Below are 16,464 nucleotides of genomic sequence, written 5' to 3' on the forward strand. Positions count from 1 at the left end.
TTTGATTGACAGTTTTTTGATTGGCGATATCTTTGATCCAACAATTAGTCATATCATAGAGCAAATGATCCATGATTGAGCTCGACAGTTTCGACCAGAAGATTCTCCATGTGCTTGGCGATGACGGGCGTGTGAGCTGGCGCGATCTGGCGGCCCGGATCGGGCTTTCCTTCACGCCGACACTGCGCCGCGTGCGCAAGCTGGAAGAAGAAGGCATCATTCGCGGTTATACCGCCGTGTTCGATGAGAACCGGCTGCTCGGCAATATGGGCGTCTTCATTTCCGTCACGCTGGAACGACAGATCAAGGAAGCGCTGACGACGTTCGAGCACCATGTCGCTTCCATTCCGGAAGTGGTGGGCGGCTATCAGACGAGCGGCAGTTCCGACTATCTCATTCATGCCATGGTGCGGGATCTACCGCATTATCAGCAGCTTCTGGATTTCCTGACCACGGTTCCCGGTGTGTCGCGCATCCAGTCCAATTTCGCCATCAAGACATTCGTGCGCCGTTCCGCCGCCTTCACCGGAGGTGACGCGCCGTAAATGAGAGTTGCCAGCACGGAGGAGGTGCTGGCCGCTGACGAGAGGGACGGAGATAAACGGCCGTCCGGAGGAGGAGAAGCGATGAGTTTGAACCTCGCCGCCATTTTCGATGCCGATCTCGGCCCGGAAATCGCAGCATTGCGCGACAGCGCAAGAGCATTCGCCGACGATGAAATAGCGCCGCTTGCCGCAGAAATCGATCGCAACGATCAGTTTCCGCGCCAGCTCTGGCCGCAGATGGGTGAACTCGGTCTGCACGGCATTACCGTTTCGGAGGAATTCGGCGGTGCTGACATGGGCTATCTCGCCCATTGTGTGGCGATGGAGGAGATAAGCCGCGCTTCCGCGTCCATCGGCCTGTCCTATGGCGCCCATTCCAACCTCTGCATCAACCAGATTCATCGCTGGGGAACGGAAGAGCAGAAGCGGCGATATCTGCCGAAGCTGGTGTCAGGCGAGCATGTCGGTTCGCTCGCCATGAGCGAGACGGAGGCCGGATCGGATGTCGTCTCGATGCGGCTGAAGGCGGAACGTAAGGGCGACGTCTATGTGCTGAACGGCACAAAGATGTGGATCACCAACGGCCACGAGGCAGACACGCTGGTTGTATACGCCAAGACGGACATGTCCGCCGGTGCGCGTGGCATCACGGCCTTTCTGATCGAAAAAGGCTTCAAGGGTTTTCGCCCCGCACAAAAACTCGACAAGCTTGGCATGCGCGGCTCACCCACCTCCGAACTGGTGTTTACGGATTGCGAGGTGCCGGAGGAAAACATCCTCGGGCGTTTGAACGACGGCGTGACGGTACTGATGAGCGGGCTTGATTACGAGCGCGCGGTGCTGGCTGCCGGCCCTGTTGGCATCATGCAGGCGGCTATCGATCTGGTGCTGCCCTATGCGCGTGAGCGCAAGCAATTCGGCAAGCCGATCGGCGAATTCCAGCTGGTGCAGGGAAAGCTTGCCGATATCTATTCGGCCATGAACGCCTCCCGCGCCTATGTCTATGCCGTGGCGCGCGCTTGCGACAATGGCCGCATCACAAGGCAGGATGCGGCAGGTGCGATCCTGTTTGCCGCCGAGCGGGCGACGCGAGTTGCACTGGATGCGATCCAGCTTCTCGGCGGTTCCGGCTATGTCAATGAAAGCCCGGCGGGTCGCTTGCTTCGGGACGCCAAGCTTTATGAAATCGGCGCGGGCACCAGCGAAATCCGCCGGATGCTGATCGGCCGCGAACTGGTCAAAGGCAACGGGTGAGGAATGCGATGAAGCTTACATCCAGTCTGAACCGCGACCCCACCTTTTCCGCCAACGTCACCTTCATGTCGGACCTGGTGGATGACCTGCGGCAGCATGTCGAAAAAATCTCGAAGGGCGGCGGCGACAAGGCGCGCGAACGGCATCTGTCACGCGGCAAATTGCTGGCGCGCGACCGGATAGAGGCGCTGCTCGATCCAGGCAGTCCGTTTCTCGAATTCTCGCAATTCGCAGCATACGAGGTCTATGACGAACCCGTTCCCGCCGCCGGCATCGTCACCGGCATCGGTCGGGTCGCAGGCCGTGAATGCGTCATCGTGGCCAATGACGCGACGGTGAAAGGCGGCACCTATTATCCGCTGACGGTCAAGAAACATCTGCGCGCGCAGGAGATCGCTGCCGAAAACCACCTGCCCTGCATATATCTCGTGGATTCAGGCGGTGCGAACCTTCCCAACCAGGACGAGGTTTTTCCCGACCGCGATCACTTCGGCCGCATCTTTTACAATCAGGCCAATATGTCGGCGGCAGGCATCGCCCAGATCGCCGTGGTGATGGGAAGCTGTACGGCTGGCGGGGCCTATGTGCCTGCTATGAGCGACCAGTCCGTGATCGTCAAAAATCAGGGCACGATCTTTCTCGGCGGCCCGCCGCTGGTGAAGGCCGCAACGGGCGAAGTGGTGAGTGCGGAAGAACTGGGCGGCGCCGATGTGCATTCGCGGCAATCCGGCGTGACTGATCACTACGCCCGCGACGACCGTCACGCGCTTTCGCTGACCCGGCGGATCGTCTCCACCCTCAACCGCCGCAAACGGGTGGAGCTGGATATTCGCGAACCCGTAGAGCCGCTTTATTCCTCGGAGGAGCTTTACGGCATTGTGCCCACCGATACACGCAAGCCTTTCGAGGTGCGCGAAATCATCGCGCGTCTGGTGGATGGCTCCGAATTCGACGAGTTCAAGGCGCTTTATGGCACGACGCTGGTCTGCGGTTTCGCCCATATCCACGGTTATCCCGTCGGCATCGTCGCCAATAACGGCATTCTCTTTTCTGAATCGGCGCTGAAGGGCGCGCATTTCATCGAACTCTGCTGCCAGCGCGGCATTCCCCTGGTTTTCCTGCAGAACATCACCGGCTTCATGGTCGGCAAGGCCTATGAGGCTGATGGTATCGCCAAGGATGGCGCCAAGCTCGTTACGGCCGTTGCATCGGCTAAAGTGCCGAAATTCACCGTCATCATCGGCGGCTCCTTCGGTGCCGGCAATTACGGCATGTGCGGGCGCGCCTATTCGCCGCGCTTTTTGTGGATGTGGCCGAATGCACGCATTTCCGTCATGGGCGGCGAGCAGGCGGCATCCGTTCTGGCGCAAATCCGGCGCGACGGTATCGAGACGGATGGCCGCCACTGGTCCAAGGAGGGCGAGGAGGCGTTCAAACAGCCGATCCGGGACAAATACGAGCGGGAAGGTCACCCCTATTATGCCAGTGCAAGGCTGTGGGACGATGGCATCATCGACCCGAAGGACACCCGCCTCGTGCTTGGCCTTGGCCTGTCGGCCGCGCTGAACGCGCCGATTGAACCCACCCGTTTCGGCATATTCAGGATGTGAGGCGACGATGTTCTCAAAAATACTGATCGCCAACCGCGGCGAAATCGCCTGCCGGATCATCCGCACCGCCCGCAAGATGGGCATCCGCACCGTCGCGGTCTATTCGGATGCCGACCGCGACGCCATGCACGTGGCGCTGGCCGACGAGGCCATCGCCATCGGCCCGGCACCCGCTCGTTCGTCGTATCTCGATGCTGAAAAGATCATTGCCGCCGCACAGGCAAGCGGCGCGCAAGCCATTCATCCGGGTTATGGTTTTCTCTCGGAGAATGCCGGTTTCGCCGACGCCTGCGCCTCTGCCGGCATCATTTTCATCGGCCCGACACCCGATGCTATCCGCGCCATGGGCGGAAAAAGCGAGGCGAAGGCGCTCATGGCGCAAGCGGGCGTTCCCGTGGTGCCCGGCTATCACGGCGAGGATCAGGCCGTCAAAAAGCTTGCAGGCGAGGCAGAAGACATCGGCTATCCGGTTTTACTCAAGGCTTCAGCCGGCGGCGGCGGCAAGGGCATGCGCGTTGTCCGTCAAAAACGTGAGTTTTCGGCAGAGCTTGCGGGCGCAAAACGCGAAGCGCTTGCCGCCTTCGGCAATGACCGTATGCTGATCGAGAAATATCTGGAACGACCGCGCCATGTGGAAGTGCAGGTCTTTGCCGATGGCCATGGCAATTGTTTTTCGCTTTTCGAGCGCGACTGTTCGATCCAGCGCCGGCACCAGAAAGTCATAGAGGAGGCCCCTGCCCCCGGCCTGCCCGATACGCTCAGGCAACGCATGTACGACGCGGCGGTCGCCGCCGCCCGCGCCATCGACTATCGCGGTGCGGGAACGGTGGAGTTCCTGCTCGACCCGTCCGGCGAGTTCTATTTCATGGAAATGAACACAAGGCTTCAGGTCGAGCATCCGGTCACGGAATATATTACCGGGCTCGATCTGGTCGAATGGCAGATCCGTGTTGCGAATGGAGAGGCGCTGCCGGACGACTGGGGCAATCTGCGCATCAACGGCCATGCCATCGAGGCACGGATTTACGCCGAAGACCCGGCGCATGATTTTCTGCCGTCAATCGGCACGGTCAGCCACCTCGCCTTTCCGGAAGAAGGACCTCACCTTAGGATAGATAGCGGCATACGCACCGGCGACGCCATCAGCGTGCACTATGATCCGATGATCGCCAAGCTTATCGTCTGGGACTACGACCGTCCGTCTGCCGTGCGGCGTCTGCGGCTTGCACTCGAAAAACTGGCAATTTGCGGCGTCACCAGCAATGCCGCCTTTCTGACACGGCTTGCGGGGCTGGATGCTTTCGCCGCCGCCGAACTCGATACCGGCTTCATAGCCCGTAACGAGGCGGCGCTTTTTGCCCCCGGAGCCACAAGCGAGAACGAAATAGCTTTGGCCACGCTCGGCCTGCTTCTCTCACGCCGGAACGGGGCCAAGCCGCAGGCCGATCCTTATAGCCCTTGGAACAATACGAACTCTTTCCGCCTCAATGCGCCAGCGAGGGAAACCCTGCGTTTCGTCCTGGATCAACAGCCGGTCGATGTCGCCGTTACACATAAGCCAGATGGTTTTTCACTGGAGATCGGCACGCGGGCCATCCGCGCTCATGGCAGCATCTCACAAGACGGCACACTGCGGGCGACCGTCGATGGCAGGCAAAGGCAGTGCCGTTTCTTTGCCTGCGATAACGGCCACGCGCTTTTTCTGGATGGCGAGCACTATCGCATCAGCCAGCCCGACCCCGTCGATGTAGCAGATACCTCCACCCATACCGGCGGTCTGGAAGCCCCGATGCCCGGCGTCATCCGCGCCATTCTAAGCCAGCAGGGCGCAGCGGTTGAGGCCGGTGCCGCGCTTGTGGTGATGGAGGCGATGAAAATGGAGCACACGATCCGTGCGCCAGCGAAAGGTACCGTCACCGCCATCAACTGCGCCGAAGGCAATATGGTCGAAGCCGGCGCGATGCTGGTGGATTTCGAACCGGAGGGCGCATGAGATGGCCTTGCCCAAAACCGTCAAAATCGTCGAGGTCGGCGCACGTGATGGCCTGCAAAACGAAAGTGCTGAGGTTCCCACCGCCATCAAGATCGGGTTGATCGAGCGGCTGGCTGCGGCCGGATTGGCGGCGGTGGAGGCGGGAGCCTTCGTTTCGCCAAAAAAAGTTCCGCAAATGGCAGGGTCGAAGGAGGTGCTTCTAGGCCTCAAACGACATCCCAATACCGCCTATCCGGCGCTCGTTCCCAACATCAAGGGTTTCGAGGCCGCCGTTGAAGCCGGTGTGACGGAGATAGCCGTTTTCGTGTCCGCATCCGAAGGCTTCAGCCAGCACAATATCGCCTGTTCGCGCGCCGAAAGCCTCGAGCGCCTGCGCGATGTTTCGGAGGCAGCGGCCAGCCGGAACATCCGCATGCGCGGCTATGTCTCCTGCATCGCCGGTTGCCCCTATGACGGCGCGGTCGCGCCAGATGATGTGGCGGCGATGGCTGAAGCGCTTGTCGCCATGGGATGCTACGAAATCTCGCTCGGCGATACGATTGGCGTCGGCACGGCTGGGCAAATCCGCAAGCTCATCCAACATGTATCGACCCGCATCCCGTGCGAAAAACTCGCCATGCATTTCCACGACACCTATGGGCAGGGCGTCGCCAATGTGCTGGCTTCGCTTGAGGAAGGTATTTGCGTGTTCGACAGTTCCGTGGCCGGGCTCGGCGGTTGCCCCTTTGCGCCGGGCGCAAGCGGCAATGTCGCCACCGAAGACGTTGTTTATCTGCTGCACGGGCTTGGCATCAAAACCGGCATCGACCTGATGGCGGTGGCGAGAACGGGAGACTGGATAAGTCGCCATCTCGGCAGGGCAAATGCGGCACGCGCCGGTAAGGCACTGCTTGCCGTAAAGATGGAGGATAATGCACATGGTGGATGAGCTGTTGAGCGAGAAGCGCAAGGACGTTCTGTGGCTGACGCTTAACCGGCCGGACGTCCACAACGCCATGAACGCCGCGATGACGGACGCCTTGACGCATGCGATCCGGACGGCCTCCAGCGACGACGACCTGCGTGCCGTGGTGATAACGGCAGCGGGCGACCGTAGCTTCTGCTCAGGGGCCGATCTGAAGGAAAGCGCTGGCGGCATGTTCCTCTCGCGAGACGGAACAAATCCCATCGCCGATGTGATACGCGCCATCGAAATGTGCGAAAAGATCGTCATAGCCCGCGTCAATGGCCGGGTGCTGGCGGGTGGGCTCGGCCTTATCGCGGCCTGCGATCTCGCTTATGCCGCCGATCATGCTGAGTTCGGCCTGCCGGAAGTTTGCGTCGGGCTTTTCCCGGCCATGGTGGCGGCGAAACTTCTGGCCAAAATACCGCTGAGCCGCCTTCACGAAATGGCCTATCTGGGGCAACCGGTCACCGCCGCAGAAGCCGAAGGGATCGGCCTTATCAACCGCACGGCGCCACGTGCCGAACTCGATGGCGTAATCGAGGGGGTACTCGCCCGCTTGCGGCAGAACGCGCCGGGCGCAGTCGCCGCCGGAAAGGCAGCGCTGCTGACGATGCGCAACATGCCGGCCAGTGAACGGCTCGCCTTTGCCGAAAGCGTCATCGCGAAAATAAGCAGCAGCGAGGAGGCACGCGAAGGCAGAGACGCCTTTGCTGGAAAACGCCCGCCGATCTGGGCTGGCGGGTCCTGAACCACCGCTCAAGGTCTTAATCGATATAATGCCCGCAGCCGCGTTGACCCCGTTCGGCAAATCGAGTTCTATCCACCACCTTTCGCCGGAGGGCGATCGGGGAGCCGGAGGAGAACCTATGCGCCTTGTAAAAACCGTCGCTGAATTGCGCGGTCTGACCGCCACGTTTCGCCGCGATGGCAAGACCGTCGGCTTCGTGCCGACCATGGGTTTTTTGCATATCGGCCATCTGACGCTGGTTGCCAAAGCAAAGGCGGAGAACGACGTGACGGTGGTCTCGATCTTCGTCAATCCGCTGCAATTCGGAGCCAATGAGGATCTTGCCCGTTACCCCCGCGATCTCGCCCGCGATAGCGCGCTGCTGGAAGAGGCAGGCGTCGACATTCTTTTCGCACCCGAGGTGACGGAGATGTATCCGCGCCCGATGCAGACCGTGGTGGATGCGCCGGAACTGGGAAGCCAGTTGGAAGGTGCGGTACGGCCGGGGCATTTTGCCGGGGTTACGACTGTTGTCACCAAGCTTTTTAATCTCGTGCAGCCGGATGTCGCCTATTTCGGAGAAAAGGACTACCAGCAGGTAACGCTGATCCGGCGCATGGTGGAAGATCTCGCCCAGCCAGTCCGCGTCGTTCCCGTCGCCACCGTACGTGAGTTGGATGGGCTTGCCTGCTCCTCGCGCAATGTCTATCTGAGCCTTGAAGAGCGTGCCGCCGCCGTGATTGTGCCGCGCGCGCTTGATGAGGCCGAGCGGCTGTATAATGAGGGCTGCGACGACCCGTCCGCGTTCGAAGCAGCAATAGAAAAATTCATCGCCACCGAGAAGCTGGCATTGCCCGAAGTCGTGGCGGTGCGCGATCCGGACACGCTGGCCCCCGTGGCTTCGCTGCAGGCGCGGCCTGTGCTGGTGGCGCTGTTCGTGCGGGTCGGCAGCACCCGCCTTCTCGACAACCGCGTCATCGGGCGTGATAAAACCGGCAAACAGGAGGCTGCACGATGAGCGCGCACGCGAAACAGAAGCGGCTGACGACAGCCTCCATCCGGCAAATGAAGGGCGGTGCGCGCATCGTCTGCCTCACCGCCTATACGACGCCGATTGCCCGCCTGCTCGATCCGCATTGCGACCTGCTGCTGGTTGGCGATTCAGTCGGCATGGTGCTTTATGGCATGGACACGACGGTCGGCGTCACGCTGGATATGATGATCGCCCATGGCCGCGCCGTCATGCGTGGTGTGGAACACGCCTGCGTCATCGTCGATCTCCCCTTCGGGACCTATCAGGAATCAAAGGAACAGGCGTTCCGCAACGCCGTGCGGCTGATGCAGGAGACCGGCTGTGATGGCGTGAAGCTGGAAGGCGGCGAAGAAATGGCCGAAACCATCGCCTTTCTCGTGGCGCGCGGCATTCCGGTGTTTGGCCATGTCGGGCTGATGCCGCAGCTGGTCCACACCGCCGGAGGTTTCCGCTCGCTCGGACATTCGGATGCAGAAACGCAGAAAATCTGGCGCGATGCGATTGCGGTCGATCAGGCCGGTGCTTTCGCCATTGTCGTCGAAGGCACCGTCGAGCCGCTTGCGCGCGAATTGACCGAAAAACTCTCCGTCCCGACTGTCGGCATCGGCGCATCACCGGCCTGCGATGGGCAGGTGCTGGTTTCCGACGACATGTTCGGTCTCTTCACCGATTTCAAACCGAAATTCGTCAAACGTTTCGCCGATCTGGGTGCGACCGTTTCGCAGGCAGCGGCAGGTTATGCCGAAGAGGTGCGCTCCGGTGCGTTTCCGGGGCCGGAGCATACGTTTCAGGTCCGCAGGCAATCGCCTTCGGGGGAGTGAGGAAACGGCGCAGAGGAGGTGGTGAGGTGGTGACGGACACCTTCACCTTCGTCATGCTCGGGCTTGTCCCGAGCATCTGCTACCTATCTATTTTGTGAAATGTCGGCAGATCCTCGGCACAAGGCCGAGGATGACGTCGCGTTTGAGGCAAGGTTTGTAAGCAGGCTCGGCTTCTCCGCCTATCCCCTCACCCCCCCCCTAAACAATCCCGCCGCTGCCACCGACCGAAGCCGGGCGTTCCGCCGCAACCCGTTTGCGATAACCACTCGCCCGGTAGGTGGCGACAGGATCGATCGCGCCGCCCGCCAGTTGCCTTGCCTTGGCGAGAACCGGTTCGACATCGGTGCGATAGGCCCGTTTCAGCGTATCGGAGGCCATCAACGCATCGTTGTCCTGCTGGTAACCGTCGAGAGCCGCGCGATCCACCAGCAGCGCCTGCGCATAGGCGCGACGGATTTCGTTGGCACTGGAAATCAGGCTTTCGATTGGGTCGGTCACATTGTGCGACTGGTCGATCATGTGGGCGGGATCGAAGCCCTTCACGCCACGATGTTCGGCATCTACCAGCTCGTTGAAGACGAGGAACAGGCGGTAAGGCTCGATGGAGCCGGCATCCAGATCGTCATCGCCATATTTCGAATCGTTGAAGTGGAAACCACCGAGCTTGCCGAACTGGATGAGCCGGGAGACGATCATCTCGATATTGGTGTTCGGCGCATGGTGGCCGAGATCGACGAGGCAGAAAGCCTTTTCACCGAGCGTATTGGCGATGAGGTAGTTGGTGCCCCAATCCTGCACGACGGTGGAATAGAAGGCCGGCTCGAACATCTTGTGTTCGGAAAAGATGCGCCAGTCATCCGGCAGCGCCTTGTAGATATCGGCCATGGCGGCGAGATAGCGCTCGAAACTTCTGGTGAAATTGCTCTGGCCGGGGAAGTTGGAACCATCGCCCACCCACACCGTCAGCGCCTTGGAACCAATGGCTTTACCGATCTCGATACATTCGATGTTGTGCTCCACGGCTTGGCCCCGCGTTGCGGCATCGGTGTGGCTGAGCGAACCGTATTTGTAGGAATGGCTCTGATCCGGTGCATCCGAGAAGGTATTGGAATTCATGGCGTCGAAGCCGAGACCCAGCGTGTCGGCATGGTCCTTCAAACGCTTCGGGTCCTGCTTGTCCCACGGAATATGCAGGGAGACATTCGGGGTCGCCCGTGTCAGCTGGTTGATGACGGCGCAATCATCCAACTTGTCAAAAATACCGCGGGGCTCACCTTCGCCAGGAAAGCGCGCGAAACGGGTGCCGCCGGTGCCGACGCCCCAGGATGGAACAGCGACGAAGAATTCCGCGACCTTGGCGGTGACAGCATCGATATCGATGTTGCGGCGCGCAAGCTGGTTGCCCAGCGCGTCATAGTCATCCTTCAGCGCGGCGGCGCGCTTGTCGTTTTCGGCCGCGATCACATCGGCGGCGATTTTGGTGTCGGTCATCTCTTCCTCCCCGGAATCGGTCCAGTGCATGCTCGATCATCGCCACCTCCGTCATTTCGGCCTTAAGCCGGAAGGACGGAGGTGAGACGTGCCGAAATTCCTACCGCGTAAAGCTCTGCGCATTGCCGGCATCGACATTGATGATATTGCCGGTTGATTTGGCCGACGCGTCGGACGCGAGGAAGTAGATCGCTTCGGCGATGTCTTCCGGGAACACGTTGAGCTTCAGCATCGAGCGCTTGCGGTAATGTTCCTCCAGATCGGTGACCTCGATCTTGGACGAGGCCGCGCGCTGCTCGCGCCACTCGCCGTTCCATATCTTCGAACCGCGCAGAACGGCATCGGGATTGACGGTGTTGACGCGAATGCCGGCTTCCGCCCCTTCCAGAGCAAGGCAACGGGCAAGATGGATTTCCGCCGCCTTAGCCGTGCAATAGGCAGAAGCATTGGGCGAAGAGGCAAGACCGTTTTTCGAGGCGACGAACACCACGTTGCCGCCGAGATTCTGCCGCCGCAGCAGCCGGAATGCTTCCCGCGACACGAGGAAATAACCCGTCGCGAGAATATCGATATTCTTGTTCCACATGGCAAGCGTCGTGTCTTCCACCGGTGCAGACGAGGCGATGCCGGCATTGGAGACGAGAATATCCACGCCGCCAAATTCCACGCTCGCTTCCGCAAAGGCGGAAATGACAGCGTCTTCCTGCGTCACATCCAGCTTGACGCTGCGCACCGCATCAGCACTGTAGCGCTTCGCGAAATCGCCCTTGGCCGCTTCCAGCGCCGCCTCGTCAATATCGGCGAGAACAATGCAGGCGCCCTCCGCTGCCAGCCTTTCCGCCGTCGCCCGGCCGATGCCGCCGGCGCCGCCGGTGACAAAGGCTACGCGTCCTGCAAGACTTTTCGGCTTCGGCATGCGCTGGAGCTTTGCCTCTTCCAGCAGCCAATATTCGATGTCGAAGGCTTCTTGTTCGGGAAGACCCTGATATTCGGACACGGTGGAAGCGCCGCGCATGACGTTGATGGCGTTGACGTAAAATTCACCGGCGATACGGGCGGTCGCCTTGTCCTTGGCGAAGGACAGCATGCCGACGCCGGGGATCAGGAAAATTACCGGGTTCGGATCGCGCATATCAGGCGAATTGTTGTGGCGGCACGCTTCATAATATCTGACGTAGTCGGCGCGGTAGGCCTCTAGCGCCTTGTCGAGACCGGCTGTCAGCGCATCCACATCGGGATTTGCCGTATCGAGATCGAGGATCAGCGGGCGGATCTTCGTGCGCAGGAAATGATCCGGGCAGGAGGTGCCGAGATTTCCGAGCGGCTTCAGATCCTTCGAATTGACGAATTCCAGAACCGCGTCCTGATCATCGAAATGGCCGAGTTTGCGCTCCTTGCGGCCGATCCGACCACGGATTTCCGGCATCAACCGCGCAGCAATCGCGCGGCGTTCGGCAAGGGGCAGGCTCCTGGCAACGGCACCGCCGAAAATCGTCTTGCATTCGGTCTTGGCCGCAAACCATTCGATCGCCTTGTTGATGATGGCGAGCGTCAGTTCGTAACATGTCTTGGCGTCGTTATCCCAGGTGAACAGACCGTGGCTTTCCAGCACAACGCCCTTGGCCTCGGGGTTGGCTTTTACGAAAGCCTCGAGATCGAGACCAAGCTGGAAACCGGGACGGCGCCAGGGAAGCCAGCCGATGTCAGCGCCAAAGATCTGCTGCGTCAGTTCTTTCGAATTTTTGGAGGCGGCAATCGCGATGATCGCATCCGGATGCATATGATCGACATGATCAAAAGGCACGAAACCGTGCAGCGGCGTATCGATGGAGGCGGCGCGTGGGTTGAGGTTGAAGGTGCAATGCGGCAGGAAGCCGACCATGCGGTCCTCGTCCTCGACACCCTTGTAAATGCCCTTTAGCGCTTCCAGCTTGTCGAGATAAAGCGTCGCAAAGCCATCGAGCTTGATGGTGCCGACATCGCCGCCGGACCCTTTCACCCACATGACGCGGACTTCCTCGCCCGTCAGCGGATCGGTTTCGAGCACCTTCGCGGATGTGTTTCCGCCGCCGTAATTGGTGATGCGCTTGTCGGCGCCAAGCAGATTGGAGCGATAAAGCAGCTTGCCAGGCTCATCGAGCGTTTTGGCATAGGCATCGTCCCAACGGCTTTCGAGAAGGCGGGATTTTCCCGTCATGTCTTCCTCCCAAGTCAAGTCTGCATTCGCGGTGCCGATATCGGCCCGCCTCCGTTGACGGCAGATATCGCGCATACAAAAGCATAATGTCAATCAAAAACGATCATAAATTTTCATGTTGCAGCGCGATATTGATTAATTTGATCGTTCTTGATTGACAACGTAAAGAGATTGCGAATAATCACAATCAGGAGGACCACATGCACGAACGCGAACGCCATCGCATCATCTTGAGCGCCACACAGGAAAAAGCTGTCGTGACGGTGCAGGATATTGCCGAACTGACGGATGCGTCGGAAGCAACGATCCGCCGGGATATTGCGTCCCTGCATGTTCAGGGAAAGTTGCGGCGCGTGCGTGGCGGTGCCGAAGCGGTGCATCCACCGCAGTTGGGCAATCTGGCCGCGCGGCCGTTCCGCGTGTCCGAATCGGTCAACATCGACAAGAAACGCGCAATTGCGCGCAAAGCGGTCGATCTTTGTAATGATGGTGATGCGATCATCCTGAATGGTGGCACGACCACATTCCAGATGGTGCACTACATGGCGGCGCGACGGTTGCAGGTGATGACCAATTCCTTCGCGATTGCGGAGCATCTGGTCAAACATTCCAAATGCAATGTCAGCGTGCCTGGTGGCGCGATCTATCGCGATCAAAGCCTCATCCTGTCGCCCTTCGAGAACGATGCCATCCGGAATTTTTACGCAAGGCGAATTTTTCTCGGCGCGCAGGGTGTCGGCGCACTCGGCATCATGGAATCGGACGCTTTGGTCATCCAGAGCGAGCAGAAGCTGATGCGGCAGGCGGAAGAGCTGATCGTGATGGTCGATTCCTCGAAATTCAAAAAACGATCCAGCCTGATTTTATGCCCACTCGAAAACGTCTCGACCATCATCACCGATGACGGGATTTCGGATGAGGCGGCGCGGATGGTTGAAAATGCCGGCGTCGAATTGCTGATCACCGGCGCAGCGGGGGATGGCAAGATAGCCAACCCGCCGGATGAGGAGGATTCCTCTTCGGTCGCTTGAGGAAGCACCGAAGGGAGGAACAGGTTCAAAAACGGGAGGAAAAGGAACATGAAACTTACACGCAGAACATTGACGAGCGTCCTGGCACTTAGCGCGGCGCTCTCCGTCGCGGGCCTTGGCGGCGTTGCCCAGGCAGCCGATGTGAAGATCGCGCTGGTGGTCAAATCACTTGGCAACGGCTTTTTCGAAGCCGCCAACAAGGGCGCGCAGGAGGCTGCAAAAGACCTCGGCGGTGTCGAGATCATCTATACGGGCCCGACCAGCACAACGGCGGAAGGCCAGATCGAGGTCATCAATTCGCTGATCGCGCAGGGTGTGGATGCCATCGCCATTTCCGCCAATGACCCGGACGCCGTGGTTCCGGCGCTGAAAAAGGCGGCGCAGCGCGGCATCAAGGTCATCTCCTGGGATTCCGGCGTGGCACCTGAAGGCCGCATTCTGCAGCTCAACCCCTCGTCCAACGCGCTGATCGGCAAGATGTGCCTGCAGCTTGCCGCATCGCACCTGGAAGGCGGCAAGGGCGATTTCGCCATCCTTTCGGCCACCACCACCTCCACGAACCAGAATATCTGGATCGATGAGATGAAGAAGCAGCTGAAGGACTTCCCCGGCCTCAACCTCGTTACCACCGTTTACGGTGACGACCTTGCCGACAAGAGTTACCGCGAAGCACAGGGACTGCTTTCCTCCCATCCTGATGTGAAGGTCATCGTCGCACCGACGACGGTTGGCGTTCTTGCGGCTTCTCAGGCCGTGAAGGATGCGGGCAAGATCGGCAAGGTCTTTGTGACGGGCCTTGGCTTGCCCTCGGAGATGGCTGGCGCCATCAAATCAGGCGCAACCAAGGAATTCGCCATCTGGAACCCGATCGACCTCGGCTATTCCGCCACCCAGATTGCCTACCGCCTTGTGAAGGGCGAAGCCGACGGCAAGCCGGGCTCGGAAATCGAAGCCGGCCGCATGGGCAAGATCAAGGTCGGCGAAAATAGCGAAGCGGCCATGGCCGATCCCTTCATTTACGACGCCAAGAACATCGATCAGTTCTCGAAGATTTTCTGATCTGAATAATTTCCGGCAGTGCGGAGGCTAACACCCCTCTGCCCTGCCGGGCATCTCCCCCACAAGGGGGGAGATCGATATGCCGCACCCGCTCGTTCCATAGGCAGGGTGTTATCCGCTTGCCGATCTCCCCCCTTGTGGGGGAGATGCCCGGCAGGGCAGAGGGGGGTGCCTCTCGCCGCTTCACTCAAAACCAACCGGTAAGACGGAATGATGCGTGCTGAAACCAAAATCTTAGACGTTACCGAGACTTCCAGCGCGACGCCCATTCTGGAAATGCGCGGCATCAGCCAGATATTCCCCGGCGTGAAGGCGCTGGATGGCGTCGATATCGCGCTTTATCCCGGCAAGGTCACGGCGCTGATCGGCGAGAACGGTGCTGGAAAATCCACGCTCGTCAAAATTCTCACCGGCATCTACCGCCCGAATGAAGGGGAAATCCTTCTCGATGGCCGGCCTGTCACCTTTCACGGCGCACAGGATGCCATCGATGCCGGCGTGACAGCCATTCACCAGGAGACCGTGCTTTTCGATGAGCTTTCCGTGGGCGAAAACATCTTCCTCGGTCATGCGCCCAAAGGCCGTTTCGGCCTCATTGACTGGAAGACCATCAATGCGCGCGCCGGGGTCCTGCTTGAACAGCTCGAAAGCACCATCGATCCGTCCATTCGGCTGAAGGACCTTTCCATCGCGCAGCGCCACCTCGTGGCAATCGCCAGAGCGCTTTCCGTCGAGGCACGGATCGTCATCATGGACGAACCGACAGCCGCCCTTTCCCGCAAGGAAATCGATGATCTGTTCCGCATCGTTGAAAACCTGAAGCGGCAGGGCAAGGCCATCCTCTTCATTAGCCACAAGTTCGACGAAGTCTATGAAATCGCTGAAAATTACGCCGTATTCCGGGACGGCAAGATGGTCGGCGCGGGTAATCTTGCGGCTACACCGCAGGACGAGATCGTGCGCCTGATGGTTGGCCGCGACGTCACGAACGCCTTTCCGAAACAGGCGGTCACACTCGGCCCGACGGTTCTGTCAGTCCGCAATTATTCACACCAGACAGAATTTCGCGATATTTCTCTCGATCTGCGCAGAGGCGAAATTCTTGGTCTTTACGGGCTGATCGGTGCCGGGCGGTCGGAACTGTGCCAGTCGCTTTTCGGCATCACCCGCCCGGCCTCAGGACAGATTACGCTCAACGGCGAACCGCTCGTTATCCGTTCGCCGGAGGATGCGATCCGCGCCGGTATCGTTTATGTTCCGGAAGAGCGCGGACGGCATGGGCTGGCGCTGGACATGCCGATCTACCAGAACATGTCGCTGCCCTCTCTTGCCCGCACCTCTCGCAAGGGCTTTCTCGCCGCCGCAAACGAATTTGCTCTGGCGCGCAAATATGCCTCCCGCCTCGACCTGCGCGCCGCCGCCCTGTCCGTGCCTGTCGGCACGCTTTCCGGCGGCAACCAGCAGAAGGTGGTGATCGGCAAATGGCTCGCCACGCAGCCGAAAGTCATTATTCTCGATGAACCCACCAAGGGCATCGATATCGGCTCGAAGGCCGCCGTGCACGGCTTCATCAGCGAGCTTGCAGCCGAAGGTCTCTCCATCATCATGATTTCATCTGAACTTCCCGAAATTCTCGGCATGTCCGACCGCGCCATCGTCATGCGCGAAGGCCTGATGGCAGGTCTGTTCGAACGCGCCGATTTTTCTCCGGAAAAGCTGGTGCGCGCCGCCACCGGCAACGCCTGAGAGGGGCAAAA

Annotated in this window: 13 protein-coding genes; 11 read left to right on the forward strand and 2 right to left on the reverse strand. The window is 59.9% G+C overall.

What is annotated here, in order from left to right; all coding sequences use genetic code 11:
• The first annotated feature begins 71 nt into the window (after positions 1–71).
• The 8 genes from CRP02_RS06160 to panB all read left to right on the forward strand — a co-directional run bounded on the left by CRP02_RS06160 (position 72) and on the right by panB (position 8,929).
• Positions 72–545, forward strand: coding sequence for an Lrp/AsnC family transcriptional regulator (locus CRP02_RS06160; protein ID WP_003500312.1), 474 nt, complete (start codon positions 72–74; stop codon positions 543–545).
• An 81-nt stretch (positions 546–626) separates the two neighbouring features.
• Positions 627–1,799 (forward strand): isovaleryl-CoA dehydrogenase, encoded by a 1,173-nt coding sequence (locus CRP02_RS06165; RefSeq protein WP_097100027.1) that lies wholly within the window; start codon positions 627–629, stop codon positions 1,797–1,799.
• Positions 1,800–1,807: 8 nt separating this feature from the next.
• Positions 1,808–3,409 carry a carboxyl transferase domain-containing protein gene (locus CRP02_RS06170; protein ID WP_097170570.1) on the forward strand — a complete coding sequence of 534 codons (1,602 nt, stop codon included), beginning with the start codon at positions 1,808–1,810 and terminating at the stop codon, positions 3,407–3,409.
• Positions 3,410–3,416: 7 nt separating this feature from the next.
• Positions 3,417–5,402, forward strand: a complete 1,986-nt coding sequence (locus CRP02_RS06175; protein WP_097170571.1) for an acetyl/propionyl/methylcrotonyl-CoA carboxylase subunit alpha — start codon at positions 3,417–3,419, stop codon at positions 5,400–5,402.
• Position 5,403: 1 nt separating this feature from the next.
• Positions 5,404–6,330 (forward strand): hydroxymethylglutaryl-CoA lyase, encoded by a 927-nt coding sequence (locus CRP02_RS06180; RefSeq protein WP_097170572.1) that lies wholly within the window; start codon positions 5,404–5,406, stop codon positions 6,328–6,330.
• On the forward strand, positions 6,320–7,096 hold the full coding sequence (locus tag CRP02_RS06185; protein ID WP_097170573.1) for an enoyl-CoA hydratase-related protein: 777 nt from the start codon (positions 6,320–6,322) through the stop codon (positions 7,094–7,096). Before CRP02_RS06180 ends, CRP02_RS06185 begins: the two co-directional genes overlap by 11 nt.
• Positions 7,097–7,214: 118 nt before the next feature.
• The gene (panC, locus tag CRP02_RS06190) at positions 7,215–8,093 is read left to right on the forward strand and encodes a pantoate--beta-alanine ligase (RefSeq protein ID WP_097170574.1); all 879 of its coding nucleotides are present in this window, start codon (positions 7,215–7,217) and stop codon (positions 8,091–8,093) included.
• Entirely contained in the window at positions 8,090–8,929 is an 840-nt protein-coding gene (gene panB, locus CRP02_RS06195; protein WP_097170575.1) for a 3-methyl-2-oxobutanoate hydroxymethyltransferase, read from the forward strand. Before panC ends, panB begins: the two co-directional genes overlap by 4 nt.
• A gap of 198 nt (positions 8,930–9,127) precedes the next feature.
• Here panB and rhaI read toward each other — a convergent pair whose 3' ends face one another.
• Together rhaI and CRP02_RS06205 are read right to left on the reverse strand one after the other, a co-directional pair.
• Positions 9,128–10,420, reverse strand: coding sequence for an L-rhamnose catabolism isomerase (gene rhaI, locus CRP02_RS06200; RefSeq protein ID WP_097170576.1), 1,293 nt, complete (start codon positions 10,418–10,420; stop codon positions 9,128–9,130).
• Between the two features lie 100 nt (positions 10,421–10,520).
• Complete coding sequence (locus tag CRP02_RS06205) at positions 10,521–12,617, reverse strand: bifunctional rhamnulose-1-phosphate aldolase/short-chain dehydrogenase (RefSeq protein ID WP_097170577.1); 2,097 nt, start codon at positions 12,615–12,617, stop codon at positions 10,521–10,523.
• Between the two features lie 200 nt (positions 12,618–12,817).
• Between CRP02_RS06205 and CRP02_RS06210 the strand changes: the two genes are divergently transcribed.
• From CRP02_RS06210 to CRP02_RS06220, 3 genes are all read left to right on the forward strand, one after another.
• Complete coding sequence (locus tag CRP02_RS06210; protein ID WP_097170578.1) at positions 12,818–13,648, forward strand: DeoR/GlpR family DNA-binding transcription regulator; 831 nt, start codon at positions 12,818–12,820, stop codon at positions 13,646–13,648.
• Positions 13,649–13,696: 48 nt separating this feature from the next.
• Positions 13,697–14,707, forward strand: coding sequence for a rhamnose ABC transporter substrate-binding protein (gene rhaS / locus CRP02_RS06215; protein WP_003511200.1), 1,011 nt, complete (start codon positions 13,697–13,699; stop codon positions 14,705–14,707).
• A 210-nt stretch (positions 14,708–14,917) separates the two neighbouring features.
• Positions 14,918–16,453 carry a sugar ABC transporter ATP-binding protein gene (locus CRP02_RS06220; RefSeq protein WP_179783953.1) on the forward strand — a complete coding sequence of 512 codons (1,536 nt, stop codon included), beginning with the start codon at positions 14,918–14,920 and terminating at the stop codon, positions 16,451–16,453.
• Positions 16,454–16,464 lie beyond the last annotated feature (11 nt).

The organism is Rhizobium sp. AN5, assembly GCF_900215255.1.
Classification (GTDB): domain Bacteria; phylum Pseudomonadota; class Alphaproteobacteria; order Rhizobiales; family Rhizobiaceae; genus Agrobacterium; species Agrobacterium tumefaciens.

Bases quoted from the DNA above. Each gene is read 5' to 3' on its own strand.
- CRP02_RS06160 (WP_003500312.1), top strand. From the start codon at position 72: ATGATTGAGCTCGACAGTTTCGACCAGAAGATTCTCCATGTGCTTGGC.
- CRP02_RS06165 (WP_097100027.1), top strand. From the start codon at position 627: ATGAGTTTGAACCTCGCCGCCATTTTCGATGCCGATCTCGGCCCGGAA.
- CRP02_RS06170 (WP_097170570.1), top strand. From the start codon at position 1,808: ATGAAGCTTACATCCAGTCTGAACCGCGACCCCACCTTTTCCGCCAAC.
- CRP02_RS06175 (WP_097170571.1), top strand. From the start codon at position 3,417: ATGTTCTCAAAAATACTGATCGCCAACCGCGGCGAAATCGCCTGCCGG.
- CRP02_RS06180 (WP_097170572.1), top strand. From the start codon at position 5,404: ATGGCCTTGCCCAAAACCGTCAAAATCGTCGAGGTCGGCGCACGTGAT.
- CRP02_RS06185 (WP_097170573.1), top strand. From the start codon at position 6,320: ATGGTGGATGAGCTGTTGAGCGAGAAGCGCAAGGACGTTCTGTGGCTG.
- panC (WP_097170574.1), top strand. From the start codon at position 7,215: ATGCGCCTTGTAAAAACCGTCGCTGAATTGCGCGGTCTGACCGCCACG.
- panB (WP_097170575.1), top strand. From the start codon at position 8,090: ATGAGCGCGCACGCGAAACAGAAGCGGCTGACGACAGCCTCCATCCGG.
- rhaI (WP_097170576.1), bottom strand. From the start codon at position 10,420: ATGACCGACACCAAAATCGCCGCCGATGTGATCGCGGCCGAAAACGAC.
- CRP02_RS06205 (WP_097170577.1), bottom strand. From the start codon at position 12,617: ATGACGGGAAAATCCCGCCTTCTCGAAAGCCGTTGGGACGATGCCTAT.
- CRP02_RS06210 (WP_097170578.1), top strand. From the start codon at position 12,818: ATGCACGAACGCGAACGCCATCGCATCATCTTGAGCGCCACACAGGAA.
- rhaS (WP_003511200.1), top strand. From the start codon at position 13,697: ATGAAACTTACACGCAGAACATTGACGAGCGTCCTGGCACTTAGCGCG.
- CRP02_RS06220 (WP_179783953.1), top strand. From the start codon at position 14,918: ATGATGCGTGCTGAAACCAAAATCTTAGACGTTACCGAGACTTCCAGC.